This is a genomic window from Vibrio sp. R12-SG2-ISO1 (assembly GCF_059834045.1).
Genome location: NZ_JCBDGO010000025.1, coordinates 1 through 19,552, shown reverse-complemented (window position 1 = coordinate 19,552; position 19,552 = coordinate 1). Strand labels below are relative to the sequence as shown.

The following is a 19,552-nucleotide window of genomic DNA, read 5'->3' as shown; positions in this document are numbered from 1 at the left end:
CATTGTTTCTAAAAGCAGAGCCGACCATTGAGGTCGGCTCTTTTACCTTTAGTCCTTGATAATCAGAATGTCTTTAAGCTGATCGGTCAAGTCTGCACTATTCCATCCTTCAAGCTCTATCGTCACTCTATCATCGCCTTTCGTAACGACTATCTCTGCATGATTGTCATCCGCATCGGTGTCTTCCACTTTTACATACTGGCTAATAATATCGTCGACAGATCTATCATCACCTTCAAACAACTCGGAAAGATCAATCTTGTCACCTTCATCTTTGCTGAAGTCTTTAATCACATCGACTGAACCGTCTAGGTCGCCGTCAACCCACTTGAAGATATCAGCTCCTTCCCCCCCTGTAAGGATGTCGTCACCTAATCTGCCAATGAGAGTGTCGTCTCCACCTTGTCCATATAGAATATCGCTACCCATCCCACCGTCAAGCGTATCGCTTTGTCCAAGTACACTATTGGTATCATCAAGTGTTTCTTCAAATAGCTTAAACGTGTCATGGTTTTCAACGACAAATTGATGTAACTCTTCATCGCTTGGCTCAAAACCATTTCTCAGCGTCAAGAATTGTTTCAGTCCATCTAAACCTAGACTTTTCTCAGCTGGACTGCCGACATCCTCCCAAGGTAAGTAATCAGTGTTAATCGCATCGCCAGAGATGATGTCATCACCCCGACCACCAAGAATATGATCACTATCCATCTCTCTATAAGTGATGTACGAGATTTCTCCTTCTAGCACTGCTACGAGTTGATCTCCGGAGGTTACTACTTCTACTTGACCTAGTGGTACTTGAGTGCTTTCAAAAATAGAAATGGTCGCATCCAACTTAACGCCATCCAACTCACCGCGCCCGCTGCTTCCGTTGTCCAGATATAAAGCTAGTCTGTATGTTCCAGCGTCAATTATCTCAATCGACATATCACTTGTACTACTAAATGGTTCAACGCTTGTTTCCCATTGATCTCCAGCTAGCTTTTCAATATTCCATAGGAAGGTGTCATTCTTTCCTAATTGCTCTGTAATAGAAAAATCAAGCACCAAAGAGGCAGACTGATTGATACCGATATTAAATTCATTTCCTGTGACAGTTTTAGGGTCATCTTTTCCACTCACAACGATATCTATAGTTTGTTCCACTATAGAAGAAACTTGACGGATGTCAGCATAATCCGAGTCAACGATATTAGTGTTGTCAAACATACGAAGAATATGTGTTTCACTACTATCAGTCGCGATACCAATCGCCTTTACTTTACTGATCGCTGTAAGTTCGTTGTAGGCAGTGATCGCTTTACTTAGATCTTCGTCGTCAGTTCTTCCACCAGAGATGCTTGAATCACCGGTATAGGTAGTCGGCTTACCGTCGGTGACAAACAAGGTTAGATTGTCTGCATCAGTACTCGAATCACCCAAACTATCAAACCAGTTTTTCGCTGAATCAAATGCCGCTTCGTAGTTAGTCGCGCCATCAGCAGACAAAAGATTTATTGCCGCCTCTAACGCACTCCAATTGTTATCTTGAATGTCAGAAATACTAACAGCGGCACTTGCTGAAGAAGAAAAGCCGATAAGGGCAATGTTAATCGCGCCTGAATGCGTATCCAACCCTTCAACAAAGCTCATCAACGCCGCTTTCATAACACCAAGTCGAGTACTGCCATCAAAGCCTTCCTTCATGCTGCCTGAAACATCAGCCAAGATCGCAATGTTGTAATTCTTCGCTGGCGTAATAGTTATATCTATCCCACCAACATCACCAATGATTACATCATCAGCACTATAGCCGAGTAACTGTTGTTCTGACGAGTTGTCTACAATGAATTTATCCGTGGCAAAAGTAGCAAACTCAGAGTCGGACCCAGTAGCTTGGCTGCCATTGTGATCTTGAGCTACGGCACAAGCTGTCACCGTAAAGTCCAAGCTACCCGTATAGTTAGGAGTAACTTTTAATTGAGTAGTATCGATGGTTGTACTGAAGTTATTGTCCTTGTTAAGGTCGACGGTAATGTTGAACGTCTGTAAACCATTGTTTTCTAACACTGGGTCAACTTTAACGCCTCCAACATACAATTCCACACCGACTGGTATACCTGCGATTTCGACTCGGTTATCAACTAGGTGCTCAGAACCATCTTTGTCCTGCAATTCAACGTCAATTGTTAAAGGCATCATACTACTCTTAACAACAGTTGCTGTACCATTCTCATTATCTAACTTAACAATGCCATCGCTAAAAATTACTTGTTCAATAAAGTAAAGCGTATCTCCAGCCCCAGTTTCACTAGGTAAGCTTGTCTCAGTACCATTAGTGTTGATAACTCTAAATCGATTGCCCCCTTCCACTTGCTCATATGTAATTGTGAAATCAGAAATTGAGCCTTCGTAAATAACAGTATCAATAGCTCTGATTTCCTCACCATTATCGTCATAACCTAGGTGATCATTAAATGTGTGGTCTGAGTCAGAGTTGGCTCCTTTAAACGTATCGTCTAAACTACCACCGATGAAGACATCCGAGCCTTTGTAATTGCCGGTATAATGTACAGCGAGAGGTTGTTCTGGAGTTCCAGGAGCGCCAGGGTACTTGTCCTGCGCAATAAACAAGTTACTGTCCCTATTACTTGCTTCGAGGAAACCGTTATCTTGGTCATGCGTGCCTTGGAATATATCTCCATTAACATTCAGTAGCTTGCCGCTCGCATGTAACTCCAATATAGAGTCTTTATCTGTGGGGTAAGGAAATAAGGCATTAGATTGTCTGATATCATCCAACGTGATGGTGACTATCGGAGCATCTGCCACTGGAGTGATTTCAACCGTAAGCGTATGGCTACTCGTTTGACCATCTATCGTCACTTCAAACCCAACGCGAGCGTAATCACCATGCGTGTTGCCAACTAGAGTGTCATTAAAGCCATTAAAGCCAGACTCGTGCTCAAGCGCTTTGAAACCGATGATGCCGGATTCAATAAGCGCGCTGGTTACTTGGCTACTGCTGATTGGTTGCCAGTCAGGCTCGTAACTAGTACCTACATTCTTAAAGAAGACATTATTCGGTGAAGACGTAATTTTTAGTCCATCGCCCGACTGGATACCAAAGTCATTTAGTGACAATAGTAATACTGCGTCCTCTGCTCCCTCTACTTGATTGTCCAAGGTACCATCAGGATTGTAATCAATGACTTTGATTGTCGTTTCTGCGACTGCTGACAACTGACCTTTATCATCCGTTACTGTTACTTCAATAACGCGATCTGTGTTGTCTGGGTCATCACTGGTATTGCTGAATGTAATGGCTTTAAGTGCCGCTTCAAACTCATCTGCTGCTAAAGAGCCGCCGTTTAGCTCAGTAATGAGGAGTAAGCCACTCATAGGGTCATTAGTGACAGAGAACTTACTTCTATCTACTAACGAATCATCGAGTTGGTCTCCAGCTTTGCCGTTAGTGAGCCGAATTGATATTGAAGAGATAAGATTGTGGTCATCAAAAATGTCAGCATCAACATCGGCAACAGTGACCGCACTTTTTCCTTCAATGTAGGTGGTTGAGTAATCAATACCATCATTGATTGGACGGATAGCGATAACTAAGTCGTTGTAGTCTTTATCACCACTGTTAACTGGCAAATCTTCAATCTTAATTTCCGACTTATCCTCAGAAATCTGGAACTGTAATTTATGTGCATCAACATGGCTAAAGTACGCCGTTTGGCCACTTTCACTGCCGTTGATAAACAGCTTACCGTCTGCATCAACCGTCAACACATCACTTGGTTCAATGGCGCCAGCTCCGTCGGACAGTAGGAAAAACTCTACATTATCTAGAGAGTTAAGTAGCGCTAGTGCCTGCTTATCTGCAACACTGTTGGTATTGCCAATAAGAACGTTGAGCTCAGCTGTTCCGGTGTTGCTGTCCCAGATGTAGTAACCAAAAACGTTACTATGGCTAGCACTTTCAGAAACCATGTCTATCTGGTATTGAATACCGTTTAGGTCTACTTCCGGAGGATTATCATTCAAAATAGTCCCAGATACTGGTACTCCGCCAACCTCTATGTTATAGATTTCTGTCGGCTCAAGATCACCATCTAGTACAGTTGGTATAACAATCTTAAAAGAGTCTACATTCGGTGGTACAAACAGTTCACCAGTGTAGGCGTTGTAAGTGACACCGTTAGTAAAAGTTGCTTTGCTTAAATCAACATCTTGATTGCCCGCATTGCCTTCTTGGGTAGGATCAACACCAAACTTAACTGCTAACAACTGAGAAATAGTAGAGCTGTTAGATAAGTTCACGGTGAAGCTAAGTGACTCACCCTCGTTGACTTGGTTAGCATCAACATCGATAGATCCAACACTTACGGCTGGTACGTCTGGATTAACGATTATCGTAATGTTTGCCGTATCTGTGCCGCCATTACCATCAGAAATGGTGTATTCAAATGTCTCTTTACCACTGAAAGTATCATCAAAGTCAAAGACAACATAATCACCATCGATATAGGCTTTCTGGTCTCCAAATCCAGTGATTTTGAGCTCATCACCATCCAAGTCTATATCGTTAGATAGAATCTCTGAAATTGGAATACGAATTTCGCCCTCGCTTTGATTAACAGCGTAAGCGCCTGTGCCAGTTGCTTCGAAACCGACTAGGAAGTAGTCCGATGAATCAGTTTGTTTTGCTTCGCCCTCGACAAAGTCAGTCGCTTCAAAGACTACTGTATCAAACGCAACATCACCTAAGTCAACGTTGAAGGTGCCTTCATGCCCGGACTCAAGACTGAACACACCACTTTGAACGGGCTTACCGTCTAGGTAGGCAGTCCACATACCTTGCTCACCAGCGGCACCTTCACCTGAGACAAGGTGTGATACTGCAAAGGAGAAGCTTGTGGCTGGTTTAGGAAGACTAATAGCTATCTTCTCAGACTCGCCAGTTGCACGGTTGTACTGCAACTGAGCAGCTGGACCACCGTTAATACTGCCTTCTACTCCTAACTCATAACCATCGGTTACGGTCAGTTCTTTACTTGTGTTTGCATTCTGGCTGAAGTCACCAGACTTGCCAACATAACCAGAAACAGTAACCCCCTCCAAATTCCAGGTGGCGCGATCTTCTGCGAATGTCCCTAACTGAACAGTGTATGTTTGCGGATCATCATTCGCATCTGGGACATTGTTGATCGTAACCGTTGACTCTTCACTGTAGTTTTTGTCGGAGTCTATTGCTCGATAATCAAACGAATCATCAGAGCGAGTATCAATATAACGAAGTTCCCAGTTTCCTTTGCCCTCGGTAGACAAATCAACAGATTGGATCATCGCTCCATCTGGCAGCATGAAAGAGTCTGAAGGTATAGTCACTTCGTGGAACAAGTCTGTATTGCCACTGGTGTCTTTTTGGTACTCAAATGGGGAATTGTGGACGTTGTTATCAGCATCCACCCAAGTCACCAGAATCGTCACTTTCGATTCATTGCCGTTATTTAGGTCCTTATCGAAGTAGCTACCAAGGCCATCTAAGCCAAGAGTAATGCGGTCGGCAGGGCGGCTATCAAAGTTAATCGAAACAGTCTCACCTTTCTGAATGCCATTACCTTGACCAACACCGATTCCGTAACCGACATGGTTTGCGTTTTGGTTGTATTGTACAAGGTTGTTATCACCGTTCCCTTGTTTACTTCCTGTAACGGTTATCACATCACCATCGGCAAGCGTGAGCTTACGAACCGAAGGATCATCTGTTGCTTCACCCCAATTGTGGAAGTTGTTTGTAGAAGGCGAATGACTATCGACATCTTGCTCGTCTTTAACGCCAAGTAGGAACCCCTCACTGTTTTCGCTGCGGATGTACTCAATCAAGTTAGGATCTTCAAACACCTTACCTTCTTTGACTAAGTTACCGTTTTCGTCAAAAACGGCTAGGTCATCCTTGGTAATGACATCATCACCGTATTTTAATACACCGTGATCGGGTAGCTCAGTAATAACAACACCAACGCTTGTAGCCGCATTGTTATCATTGTCGTCTTCATTGTCAGAGATATGGTCTGAACCATCGCCTTCAATGCTGCCATTGCCATCATTGAAAATAACTCTAGCCGTGCCGGACTCACCCACGTTGATAGAGAAGTCTTCCGACTCAGGTGGGTTGTCTTTGCTATCATCAATTACGACATCTCTGTTCGCAGATGCAGTGTCTAGCTGCTCAAAAACATCTTTATCATCATGTTTTACCGATACGACACTAACATTGAACTGTTGGCCTTGTTCGTACTCGTTATCTTGTACTGTCTCAATAGTAAAGTTGGCAGTTTTCGAACCAGCAGCGATTTCAACTTCAATGACTTCAACAATATCCTGGTTATCGGCATTGGTGTAAGAGTATTCAAGAGTAATCACACTCTTCTCAGGTACCGCTTCACTTAGAGTAATGGTAAATGGTGTCGTAATGTCACCTTCCGTTACCGTACTTGGGCCTTCTAAGGTAACCGTAACTGTATCTTTTTGTGTGGTGACTGTCTCATCAATAATCTTCGCTTCAGCTGAATCATTTCCTGGTACTTCAACGTACTCACTGCTAGAAGACACTTTAAGGGTAACGGTCTCTTCTCCTTCTAGAAGACTATCGTCAATCACTTTGACGAACACTTCGATACTATCTTTTCCTTGTTCGATAACAAGAGCAGCAAGCTCATCGGCTGTTAGAGCTTTATAATCATTTCCGTCTTTTACATAAATCTTATCTTCGTAATCAATACCTTTTGTCGCCGTATCGCCTGTGGCGCCAAGGGTAAGATCAAGACCGACATTCTCAGAAACAAGCTCATCTAGATTAATTTCGAATGATAAGTAGGACTCATCACCTTCAGTCACTGGTTGGCCTGCCGACACTGTCAGCTCAGCAACAGGTAAAACATCTACATTTACAGTGATAGTGTCTGTACCACCATTGCCATCTGAGACGGTAATCACAAATGAGTCTTTACCATCAAACTCTGGATCTGGTGTGTAAGTCCAATTGCCATCAGCATCAATGTCCACTTCACCGTTGCTTGGTTTGTCAGCGGTGTAGGTAAGGTCATCCCCATCAGCATCAGTCGCTTTTACTTTGCCCGATACGGAGGCATCTTCTTTGGTAGAAGTGCTGATCGTTTCATCGTCACCCAATGGTAGTTCTTTATCATCAACGAACTCAGGTGCATCATTAATTGGTTTTACATTAATGGCAACGATGGCAGTATCTGTGCCACCTTTGCGATCAGAAATTTCGTATTCAAATGTCGTTACACCATTAAAGTTTTCAGCGGGTTCAAAAACCACCTTGCCGTCAACAATTTCAACCTTACCGTGACTAGGATCCGTAATCGAAACCGATGTAATTGCTATATCATCACCATCGATATCAAAATCGTTAACAAGAAGTTGAGAATGTGGAATCTCAAGAGTTGTATCCTCGTCTGTTGTTAGATCGACAAGAATTTCCTGAAGCTTGATATTATCAAGGTAAGTGCCACTGTTATCGCCTTTACCACCAACTTCGACGAAGCTTATCGTGTTGTCACCTAACGCACCAGTCACCTCAAAGGTATGCGTTTCCATCGAATTACCGTCAGGCGTGATAGTTGCAATAACAACGCCATTCCAGACTACTTGCAATTGCGCAGTGTGGTTGTTCCCTTTAGCCGCAATGTCGAGTGAGATTTGGTAAGGTTTACCTTCTTCAACACCTTCAACGGTCTGAGACAATGTAACATTGTCACCTCTACTTCCTTCACCTTCCATATCGATGAAGTGGTCAAGGTCGGTCTCTACTCGATTATAACTATCGTCAACCAAGTCTAAGCTACCTGAGTTGGTATTAAAAACCCAACCGTCTAGGCTACTTGCTCTATCGCCCCAACTAGGTGCGCTGTTGCTGCTGGTAAAGTCTTCAAAGCTGCCATTAACAATGAGGTTATCGCCAAGAGTATGGCCGTCGTTATTAGCAACTGGTGGATCGTTAACAGGAGTGACATTGATAAATACCGTTGCTGTAGATCTTTCGCCACTAGGATCCGCGATAACATAGTCGTAACTTGCCACCCCATTAAAGTCTTTATTTGGAGTGAAAACTATCTCGCCATCAATGAGATCAACTGTACCGTTTCCATCGACTCTACTTACGACATCTACAATAGACAGCTCATCACCATCTGGATCGGTATCATTAGCGAGCAGCTCTGATGGCGTAAAGCGAATTTCTGTGTCTTCTTGAGTTTGGTAACCAGAGGTGTTTTCTACCGAGATATTATCGATGTATGCACCGAAGGTATTGTCACTACCCGTGCCAGTAAAAGACAGAGTGGTAGTAGAGTCAGACACAGTTTCATCAAAGGCTATGGTATACCAACCATTACTTGGATCTTGTGTAACAATGAGACCCTCGACTTGAACGCCATTACCAGAAGTAACAACAATATTCCCGTTTGGATCCGAGACAACAACGACAGTGGTATCACCAAACGTCGCGGTAAGGCCACTGTCTCCTTCATAGTTTGGTCGCGGTTTATAATCAAATGTGACCGTATGTGTAGAGCCTTCTTTAGTGTCTAAATCTCTTGAAATACTCACTAGCTCATGACCATCAAGCTCCGCATGAGCATTACCATCCGACGCGGAAGAGCCGCCAACGTTGCCAGTTTGGATCTCTAACTCTGCTTTATCGCCATCTGAGTTAGTAATTGTCCATCCGTTGTAATCAGCAAACGTATCCCATTTACCGTTTACTAAACCACTTTCTTCGAACGATTCATGGAATATGAGGCCTTTGCCATAGTCATCGACAGCTATTGGTACGTCATTGGTCCCCGTGATGGTGACTGTAACGGTCTTAGTATCTGAGCCGCCATGGTTATCGGTCACGGTCACATCGAAACTGACTTGAGTCGTTTCACCCTCGGCTAGAGACTGGAAGTCAGTGCCTGGGCTGTACGTGTACTGACCTGTCGTTTCATTAATCGACACTGTACCCTGACCCGCTGCCATGTCCGACACCGTGAATGTGTGCGTGTCATTGACATCCAAATCCTCAAAGCTTGGCGTTCCAGTTACACTGGCGCCATCTTCGCTTGCCGACAAATCAGCAACCGTCAACACAGGATCGTCATTGGTCCCCGTGATGGTGACTGTAACGGTCTTAGTATCTGAGCCGCCATGGTTATCGGTCACGGTCACATCGAAACTGACTTGGGTCGTTTCACCCTCGGCTAGAGACTGGAAGTCAGTGCCTGGGCTGTACGTGTACTGGCCTGTCGTTTCATTAATCGACACTGTACCCTGACCCGCTGCCATGTCCGACACCGTGAATGTGTGCGTGTCATTGACATCCAAATCCTCAAAGCTTGGCGTTCCAGTTACACTGGCGCCATCTTCGCTTGCCGACAAATCAGCAACCGTCAACACAGGATCGTCATTGGTCCCCGTGATGGTGACTGTAACGGTCTTAGTATCTGAGCCGCCATGGTTATCGGTCACGGTCACATCGAAACTGACTTGGGTCGTTTCACCCTCGGCTAGAGACTGGAAGTCAGTGCCTGGGCTGTACGTGTACTGGCCTGTCGTTTCATTAATCGACACTGTACCCTGACCCGCTGCCATGTCCGACACCGTGAATGTGTGCGTGTCATTGACATCCAAATCCTCAAAGCTTGGCGTTCCAGTTACACTGGCGCCATCTTCGCTTGCCGACAAATCAGCAACCGTCAACACAGGATCGTCATTGGTCCCCGTGATGGTGACTGTAACGGTCTTAGTATCTGAGCCGCCATGGTTATCGGTCACGGTCACATCGAAACTGACTTGGGTCGTTTCACCCTCGGCTAGAGACTGGAAGTCAGTGCCTGGGCTGTACGTGTACTGGCCTGTCGTTTCATTAATCGACACTGTACCCTGACCCGCTGCCATGTCCGACACCGTGAATGTGTGCGTGTCATTGACATCCAAATCCTCAAAGCTTGGCGTTCCAGTTACACTGGCGCCATCTTCGCTTGCCGACAAATCAGCAACCGTCAACACAGGATCGTCATTGGTCCCCGTGATGGTGACTGTAACGGTCTTAGTATCTGAGCCGCCATGGTTATCGGTCACGGTCACATCGAAACTGACTTGGGTCGTTTCACCCTCGGCTAGAGACTGGAAGTCAGTGCCTGGGTTGTACGTGTACTGGCCTGTCGTTTCATTAATCGACACTGTACCCTGACCCGCTGCCATGTCCGACACCGTGAATGTGTGCGTGTCATTGACATCCAAATCCTCAAAGCTTGGCGTTCCAGTTACACTGGCGCCATCTTCGCTTGCCGACAAATCAGCAACCGTCAACACAGGATCGTCATTGGTCCCCGTGATGGTGACTGTAACGGTCTTAGTATCTGAGCCGCCATGGTTATCGGTCACGGTCACATCGAAACTGACTTGGGTCGTTTCACCCTCGGCTAGAGACTGGAAGTCAGTGCCTGGGTTGTACGTGTACTGGCCTGTCGTTTCATTAATCGACACTGTACCCTGACCCGCTGCCATGTCCGACACCGTGAATGTGTGCGTGTCATTGACATCCAAATCCTCAAAGCTTGGCGTTCCAGTTACACTGGCGCCATCTTCGCTTGCCGACAAATCAGCAACCGTCAACACAGGATCGTCATTGGTCCCCGTGATGGTGACTGTAACGGTCTTAGTATCTGAGCCGCCATGGTTATCGGTCACGGTCACATCGAAACTGACTTGAGTCGTTTCACCCTCGGCTAGAGACTGGAAGTCAGTGCCTGGGCTGTACGTGTACTGGCCTGTCGTTTCATTAATCGACACTGTACCCTGACCCGCTGCCATGTCCGACACCGTGAATGTGTGCGTGTCATTGACATCCAAATCCTCAAAGCTTGGCGTTCCAGTTACACTGGCGCCATCTTCGCTTGCCGACAAATCAGCAACCGTCAACACAGGATCGTCATTGGTCCCCGTGATGGTGACTGTAACGGTCTTAGTATCTGAGCCGCCATGGTTATCGGTCACGGTCACATCGAAACTGACTTGGGTCGTTTCACCCTCGGCTAGAGACTGGAAGTCAGTGCCTGGGCTGTACGTGTACTGGCCTGTCGTTTCATTAATCGACACTGTACCCTGACCCGCTGCCATGTCCGACACCGTGAATGTGTGCGTGTCATTGACATCCAAATCCTCAAAGCTTGGCGTTCCAGTTACACTGGCGCCATCTTCGCTTGCCGACAAATCAGCAACCGTCAACACAGGATCGTCATTGGTCCCCGTGATGGTGACTGTAACGGTCTTAGTATCTGAGCCGCCATGGTTATCGGTCACGGTCACATCGAAACTGACTTGAGTCGTTTCACCCTCGGCTAGAGACTGGAAGTCAGTGCCTGGGCTGTACGTGTACTGGCCTGTCGTTTCATTAATCGACACTGTACCCTGACCCGCTGCCATGTCCGACACCGTGAATGTGTGCGTGTCATTGACATCCAAATCCTCAAAGCTTGGCGTTCCAGTTACACTGGCGCCATCTTCGCTTGCCGACAAATCAGCAACCGTCAACACAGGATCGTCATTGGTCCCCGTGATGGTGACTGTAACGGTCTTAGTATCTGAGCCGCCATGGTTATCGGTCACGGTCACATCGAAACTGACTTGAGTCGTTTCACCCTCGGCTAGAGACTGGAAGTCAGTGCCTGGGCTGTACGTGTACTGGCCTGTCGTTTCATTAATCGACACTGTACCCTGACCCGCTGCCATGTCCGACACCGTGAATGTGTGCGTGTCATTGACATCCAAATCCTCAAAGCTTGGCGTTCCAGTTACACTGGCGCCATCTTCGCTTGCCGACAAATCAGCAACCGTCAACACAGGATCGTCATTGGTCCCCGTGATGGTGACTGTAACGGTCTTAGTATCTGAGCCGCCATGGTTATCGGTCACGGTCACATCGAAACTGACTTGAGTCGTTTCACCCTCGGCTAGAGACTGGAAGTCAGTGCCTGGGCTGTACGTGTACTGGCCTGTCGTTTCATTAATCGACACTGTACCCTGACCCGCTGCCATGTCCGACACCGTGAATGTGTGCGTGTCATTGACATCCAAATCCTCAAAGCTTGGCGTTCCAGTTACACTGGCGCCATCTTCGCTTGCCGACAAATCAGCAACCGTCAACACAGGATCGTCATTGGTCCCCGTGATGGTGACTGTAACGGTCTTAGTATCTGAGCCGCCATGGTTATCGGTCACGGTCACATCGAAACTGACTTGGGTCGTTTCACCCTCGGCTAGAGACTGGAAGTCAGTGCCTGGGTTGTACGTGTACTGGCCTGTCGTTTCATTAATCGACACTGTACCCTGACCCGCTGCCATGTCCGACACCGTGAATGTGTGCGTGTCATTGACATCCAAATCCTCAAAGCTTGGCGTTCCAGTTACACTGGCGCCATCTTCGCTTGCCGACAAATCAGCAACCGTCAACACAGGATCGTCATTGGTCCCCGTGATGGTGACTGTAACGGTCTTAGTATCTGAGCCGCCATGGTTATCGGTCACGGTCACATCGAAACTGACTTGAGTCGTTTCACCCTCGGCTAGAGACTGGAAGTCAGTGCCTGGGCTGTACGTGTACTGGCCTGTCGTTTCATTAATCGACACTGTACCCTGACCCGCTGCCATGTCCGACACCGTGAATGTGTGCGTGTCATTGACATCCAAATCCTCAAAGCTTGGCGTTCCAGTTACACTGGCGCCATCTTCGCTTGCCGACAAATCAGCAACCGTCAACACAGGATCGTCATTGGTCCCCGTGATGGTGACTGTAACGGTCTTAGTATCTGAGCCGCCATGGTTATCGGTCACGGTCACATCGAAACTGACTTGAGTCGTTTCACCCTCGGCTAGAGACTGGAAGTCAGTGCCTGGGTTGTACGTGTACTGGCCTGTCGTTTCATTAATCGACACTGTACCCTGACCCGCTGCCATGTCCGACACCGTGAATGTGTGCGTGTCATTGACATCCAAATCCTCAAAGCTTGGCGTTCCAGTTACACTGGCGCCATCTTCGCTTGCCGACAAATCAGCAACCGTCAACACAGGATCGTCATTGGTCCCCGTGATGGTGACTGTAACGGTCTTAGTATCTGAGCCGCCATGGTTATCGGTCACGGTCACATCGAAACTGACTTGGGTCGTTTCACCCTCGGCTAGAGACTGGAAGTCAGTGCCTGGGCTGTACGTGTACTGGCCTGTCGTTTCATTAATCGACACTGTACCCTGACCCGCTGCCATGTCCGACACCGTGAATGTGTGCGTGTCATTGACATCCAAATCCTCAAAGCTTGGCGTTCCAGTTACACTGGCGCCATCTTCGCTTGCCGACAAATCAGCAACCGTCAACACAGGATCGTCATTGGTCCCCGTGATGGTGACTGTAACGGTCTTAGTATCTGAGCCGCCATGGTTATCGGTCACGGTCACATCGAAACTGACTTGAGTCGTTTCACCCTCGGCTAGAGACTGGAAGTCAGTGCCTGGGTTGTACGTGTACTGGCCTGTCGTTTCATTAATCGACACTGTACCCTGACCCGCTGCCATGTCCGACACCGTGAATATGTGCGTGTCATTGACATCCAAATCCTCAAAGCTTGGCGTTCCAGTTACACTGGCGCCATCTTCGCTTGCCGACAAATCAGCAACCGTCAACACAGGATCGTCATTGGTCCCCGTGATGGTGACTGTAACGGTCTTAGTATCTGAGCCGCCATGGTTATCGGTCACGGTCACATCGAAACTGACTTGGGTCGTTTCACCCTCGGCTAGAGACTGGAAGTCAGTGCCTGGGTTGTACGTGTACTGGCCTGTCGTTTCATTAATCGACACTGTACCCTGACCCGCTGCCATGTCCGACACCGTGAATATGTGCGTGTCATTGACATCCAAATCCTCAAAGCTTGGCGTTCCAGTTACACTGGCGCCATCTTCGCTTGCCGACAAATCAGCAACCGTCAACACAGGATCGTCATTGGTCCCCGTGATGGTGACTGTAACGGTCTTAGTATCTGAGCCGCCATGGTTATCGGTCACGGTCACATCGAAACTGACTTGAGTCGTTTCACCCTCGGCTAGAGACTGGAAGTCAGTGCCTGGGCTGTACGTGTACTGGCCTGTCGTTTCATTAATCGACACTGTACCCTGACCCGCTGCCATGTCCGACACCGTGAATGTGTGCGTGTCATTGACATCCAAATCCTCAAAGCTTGGCGTTCCAGTTACACTGGCGCCATCTTCGCTTGCCGACAAATCAGCAACCGTCAACACAGGATCGTCATTGGTCCCCGTGATGGTGACTGTAACGGTCTTAGTATCTGAGCCGCCATGGTTATCGGTCACGGTCACATCGAAACTGACTTGGGTCGTTTCACCCTCGGCTAGAGACTGGAAATCAGTGCCTGGGCTGTACGTGTACTGGCCTGTCGTTTCATTAATCGACACTGTACCCTGACCCGCTGCCATGTCCGACACCGTGAATGTGTGCGTGTCATTGACATCCAAATCCTCAAAGCTTGGCGTTCCAGTTACACTGGCGCCATCTTCGCTTGCCGACAAATCAGCAACCGTCAACACAGGATCGTCATTGGTCCCCGTGATGGTGACTGTAACGGTCTTAGTATCTGAGCCGCCATGGTTATCGGTCACGGTCACATCGAAACTGACTTGGGTCGTTTCACCCTCGGCTAGAGACTGGAAGTCAGTGCCTGGGTTGTACGTGTACTGGCCTGTCGTTTCATTAATCGACACTGTACCCTGACCCGCTGCCATGTCCGACACCGTGAATGTGTGCGTGTCATTGACATCCAAATCCTCAAAGCTTGGCGTTCCAGTTACACTGGCGCCATCTTCGCTTGCCGACAAATCAGCAACCGTCAACACAGGATCGTCATTGGTCCCCGTGATGGTGACTGTAACGGTCTTAGTATCTGAGCCGCCATGGTTATCGGTCACGGTCACATCGAAACTGACTTGGGTCGTTTCACCCTCGGCTAGAGACTGGAAGTCAGTGCCTGGGCTGTACGTGTACTGGCCTGTCGTTTCATTAATCGACACTGTACCCTGACCCGCTGCCATGTCCGACACCGTGAATGTGTGCGTGTCATTGACATCCAAATCCTCAAAGCTTGGCGTTCCAGTTACACTGGCGCCATCTTCGCTTGCCGACAAATCAGCAACCGTCAACACAGGATCGTCATTGGTCCCCGTGATGGTGACTGTAACGGTCTTAGTATCTGAGCCGCCATGGTTATCGGTCACGGTCACATCGAAACTGACTTGGGTCGTTTCACCCTCGGCTAGAGACTGGAAGTCAGTGCCTGGGCTGTACGTGTACTGGCCTGTCGTTTCATTAATCGACACTGTACCCTGACCCGCTGCCATGTCCGACACCGTGAATGTGTGCGTGTCATTGACATCCAAATCCTCAAAGCTTGGCGTTCCAGTTACACTGGCGCCATCTTCGCTTGCCGACAAATCAGCAACCGTCAACACAGGATCGTCATTGGTCCCCGTGATGGTGACTGTAACGGTCTTAGTATCTGAGCCGCCATGGTTATCGGTCACGGTCACATCGAAACTGACTTGAGTCGTTTCACCCTCGGCTAGAGACTGGAAGTCAGTGCCTGGGCTGTACGTGTACTGGCCTGTCGTTTCATTAATCGACACTGTACCCTGACCCGCTGCCATGTCCGACACCGTGAATGTGTGCGTGTCATTGACATCCAAATCCTCAAAGCTTGGCGTTCCAGTTACACTGGCGCCATCTTCGCTTGCCGACAAATCAGCAACCGTCAACACAGGATCGTCATTGGTCCCCGTGATGGTGACTGTAACGGTCTTAGTATCTGAGCCGCCATGGTTATCGGTCACGGTCACATCGAAACTGACTTGAGTCGTTTCACCCTCGGCTAGAGACTGGAAGTCAGTGCCTGGGCTGTACGTGTACTGGCCTGTCGTTTCATTAATCGACACTGTACCCTGACCCGCTGCCATGTCCGACACCGTGAATGTGTGCGTGTCATTGACATCCAAATCCTCAAAGCTTGGCGTTCCAGTTACACTGGCGCCATCTTCGCTTGCCGACAAATCAGCAACCGTCAACACAGGATCGTCATTGGTCCCCGTGATGGTGACTGTAACGGTCTTAGTATCTGAGCCGCCATGGTTATCGGTCACGGTCACATCGAAACTGACTTGGGTCGTTTCACCCTCGGCTAGAGACTGGAAGTCAGTGCCTGGGCTGTACGTGTACTGGCCTGTCGTTTCATTAATCGACACTGTACCCTGACCCGCTGCCATGTCCGACACCGTGAATGTGTGCGTGTCATTGACATCCAAATCCTCAAAGCTTGGCGTTCCAGTTACACTGGCGCCATCTTCGCTTGCCGACAAATCAGCAACCGTCAACACAGGATCGTCATTGGTCCCCGTGATGGTGACTGTAACGGTCTTAGTATCTGAGCCGCCATGGTTATCGGTCACGGTCACATCGAAACTGACTTGAGTCGTTTCACCCTCGGCTAGAGACTGGAAGTCAGTGCCTGGGCTGTACGTGTACTGGCCTGTCGTTTCATTAATCGACACTGTACCCTGACCCGCTGCCATGTCCGACACCGTGAATGTGTGCGTGTCATTGACATCCAAATCCTCAAAGCTTGGCGTTCCAGTTACACTGGCGCCATCTTCGCTTGCCGACAAATCAGCAACCGTCAACACAGGATCGTCATTGGTCCCCGTGATGGTGACTGTAACGGTCTTAGTATCTGAGCCGCCATGGTTATCGGTCACGGTCACATCGAAACTGACTTGAGTCGTTTCACCCTCGGCTAGAGACTGGAAGTCAGTGCCTGGGTTGTACGTGTACTGGCCTGTCGTTTCATTAATCGACACTGTACCCTGACCCGCTGCCATGTCCGACACCGTGAATGTGTGCGTGTCATTGACATCCAAATCCTCAAAGCTTGGCGTTCCAGTTACACTGGCGCCATCTTCGCTTGCCGACAAATCAGCAACCGTCAACACAGGATCGTCATTGGTCCCCGTGATGGTGACTGTAACGGTCTTAGTATCTGAGCCGCCATGGTTATCGGTCACGGTCACATCGAAACTGACTTGAGTCGTTTCACCCTCGGCTAGAGACTGGAAGTCAGTGCCTGGGTTGTACGTGTACTGGCCTGTCGTTTCATTAATCGACACTGTACCCTGACCCGCTGCCATGTCCGACACCGTGAATGTGTGCGTGTCATTGACATCCAAATCCTCAAAGCTTGGCGTTCCAGTTACACTGGCGCCATCTTCGCTTGCCGACAAATCAGCAACCGTCAACACAGGATCGTCATTGGTCCCCGTGATGGTGACTGTAACGGTCTTAGTATCTGAGCCGCCATGGTTATCGGTCACGGTCACATCGAAACTGACTTGGGTCGTTTCACCCTCGGCTAGAGACTGGAAGTCAGTGCCTGGGTTGTACGTGTACTGGCCTGTCGTTTCATTAATCGACACTGTACCCTGACCCGCTGCCATGTCCGACACCGTGAATGTGTGCGTGTCATTGACATCCAAATCCTCAAAGCTTGGCGTTCCAGTTACACTGGCGCCATCTTCGCTTGCCGACAAATCAGCAACCGTCAACACAGGATCGTCATTGGTCCCCGTGATGGTGACTGTAACGGTCTTAGTATCTGAGCCGCCATGGTTATCGGTCACGGTCACATCGAAACTGACTTGAGTCGTTTCACCCTCGGCTAGAGACTGGAAGTCAGTGCCTGGGTTGTACGTGTACTGGCCTGTCGTTTCATTAATCGACACTGTACCCTGACCCGCTGCCATGTCCGACACCGTGAATGTGTGCGTGTCATTGACATCCAAATCCTCAAAGCTTGGCGTTCCAGTTACACTGGCGCCATCTTCGCTTGCCGACAAATCAGCAACCGTCAACACAGGATCGTCATTGGTCCCCGTGATGGTGACTGTAACGGTCTTAGTATCTGAGCCGCCATGGTTATCGGTCACGGTCACATCGAAACTGACTTGAGTCGTTTCACCCTCGGCTAGAGACTGGAAGTCAGTGCCTGGGTTGTACGTGTACTGGCCTGTCGTTTCATTAATCGACACTGTACCCTGACCCGCTGCCATGTCCGACACCGTGAATGTGTGCGTGTCATTGACATCCAAATCCTCAAAGCTTGGCGTTCCAGTTACACTGGCGCCATCTTCGCTTGCCGACAAATCAGCAACCGTCAACACAGGATCGTCATTGGTCCCCGTGATGGTGACTGTAACGGTCTTAGTATCTGAGCCGCCATGGTTATCGGTCACGGTCACATCGAAACTGACTTGGGTCGTTTCACCCTCGGCTAGAGACTGGAAGTCAGTGCCTGGGCTGTACGTGTACTGGCCTGTCGTTTCATTAATCGACACTGTACCCTGACCCGCTGCCATGTCCGACACCGTGAATGTGTGCGTGTCATTGACATCCAAATCCTCAAAGCTTGGCGTTCCAGTTACACTGGCGCCATCTTCGCTTGCCGACAAATCAGCAACCGTCAACACAGGATCGTCATTGGTCCCCGTGATGGTGACTGTAACGGTCTTAGTATCTGAGCCGCCATGGTTATCGGTCACGGTCACATCGAAACTGACTTGGGTCGTTTCACCCTCGGCTAGAGACTGGAAGTCAGTGCCTGGGCTGTACGTGTACTGGCCTGTCGTTTCATTAATCGACACTGTACCCTGACCCGCTGCCATGTCCGACACCGTGAATGTGTGCGTGTCATTGACATCCAAATCCTCAAAGCTTGGCGTTCCAGTTACACTGGCGCCATCTTCGCTTGCCGACAAATCAGCAACCGTCAACACAGGATCGTCATTGGTCCCCGTGATGGTGACTGTAACGGTCTTAGTATCTGAGCCGCCATGGTTATCGGTCACGGTCACATCGAAACTGACTTGAGTCGTTTCACCCTCGGCTAGAGACTGGAAGTCAGTGCCTGGGCTGTACGTGTACTGGCCTGTCGTTTCATTAATCGACACTGTACCCTGACCCGCTGCCATGTCCGACACCGTGAATGTGTGCGTGTCATTGACATCCAAATCCTCAAAGCTTGGCGTTCCAGTTACACTGGCGCCATCTTCGCTTGCCGACAAATCAGCAACCGTCAACACAGGATCGTCATTGGTCCCCGTGATGGTGACTGTAACGGTCTTAGTATCTGAGCCGCCATGGTTATCGGTCACGGTCACATCGAAACTGACTTGGGTCGTTTCACCCTCGGCTAGAGACTGGAAGTCAGTGCCTGGGCTGTACGTGTACTGGCCTGTCGTTTCATTAATCGACACTGTACCCTGACCCGCTGCCATGTCCGACACCGTGAATGTGTGCGTGTCATTGACATCCAAATCCTCAAAGCTTGGCGTTCCAGTTACACTGGCGCCATCTTCGCTTGCCGACAAATCAGCAACCGTCAAC

1 protein-coding gene is annotated in these 19,552 nt (G+C 48.6%); it reads right to left on the bottom strand.

Annotated features, from left to right (window positions below):
* Positions 1–48: 48 nt before the first annotated feature.
* Positions 49–19,536 carry a cadherin-like domain-containing protein gene (locus tag AC6R10_RS17010; protein ID WP_500673011.1) on the bottom strand — a complete coding sequence of 6,496 codons (19,488 nt, stop codon included), beginning with the start codon at positions 19,534–19,536 and terminating at the stop codon, positions 49–51.
* Between the last annotated feature and the right edge of the window lie 16 nt (positions 19,537–19,552).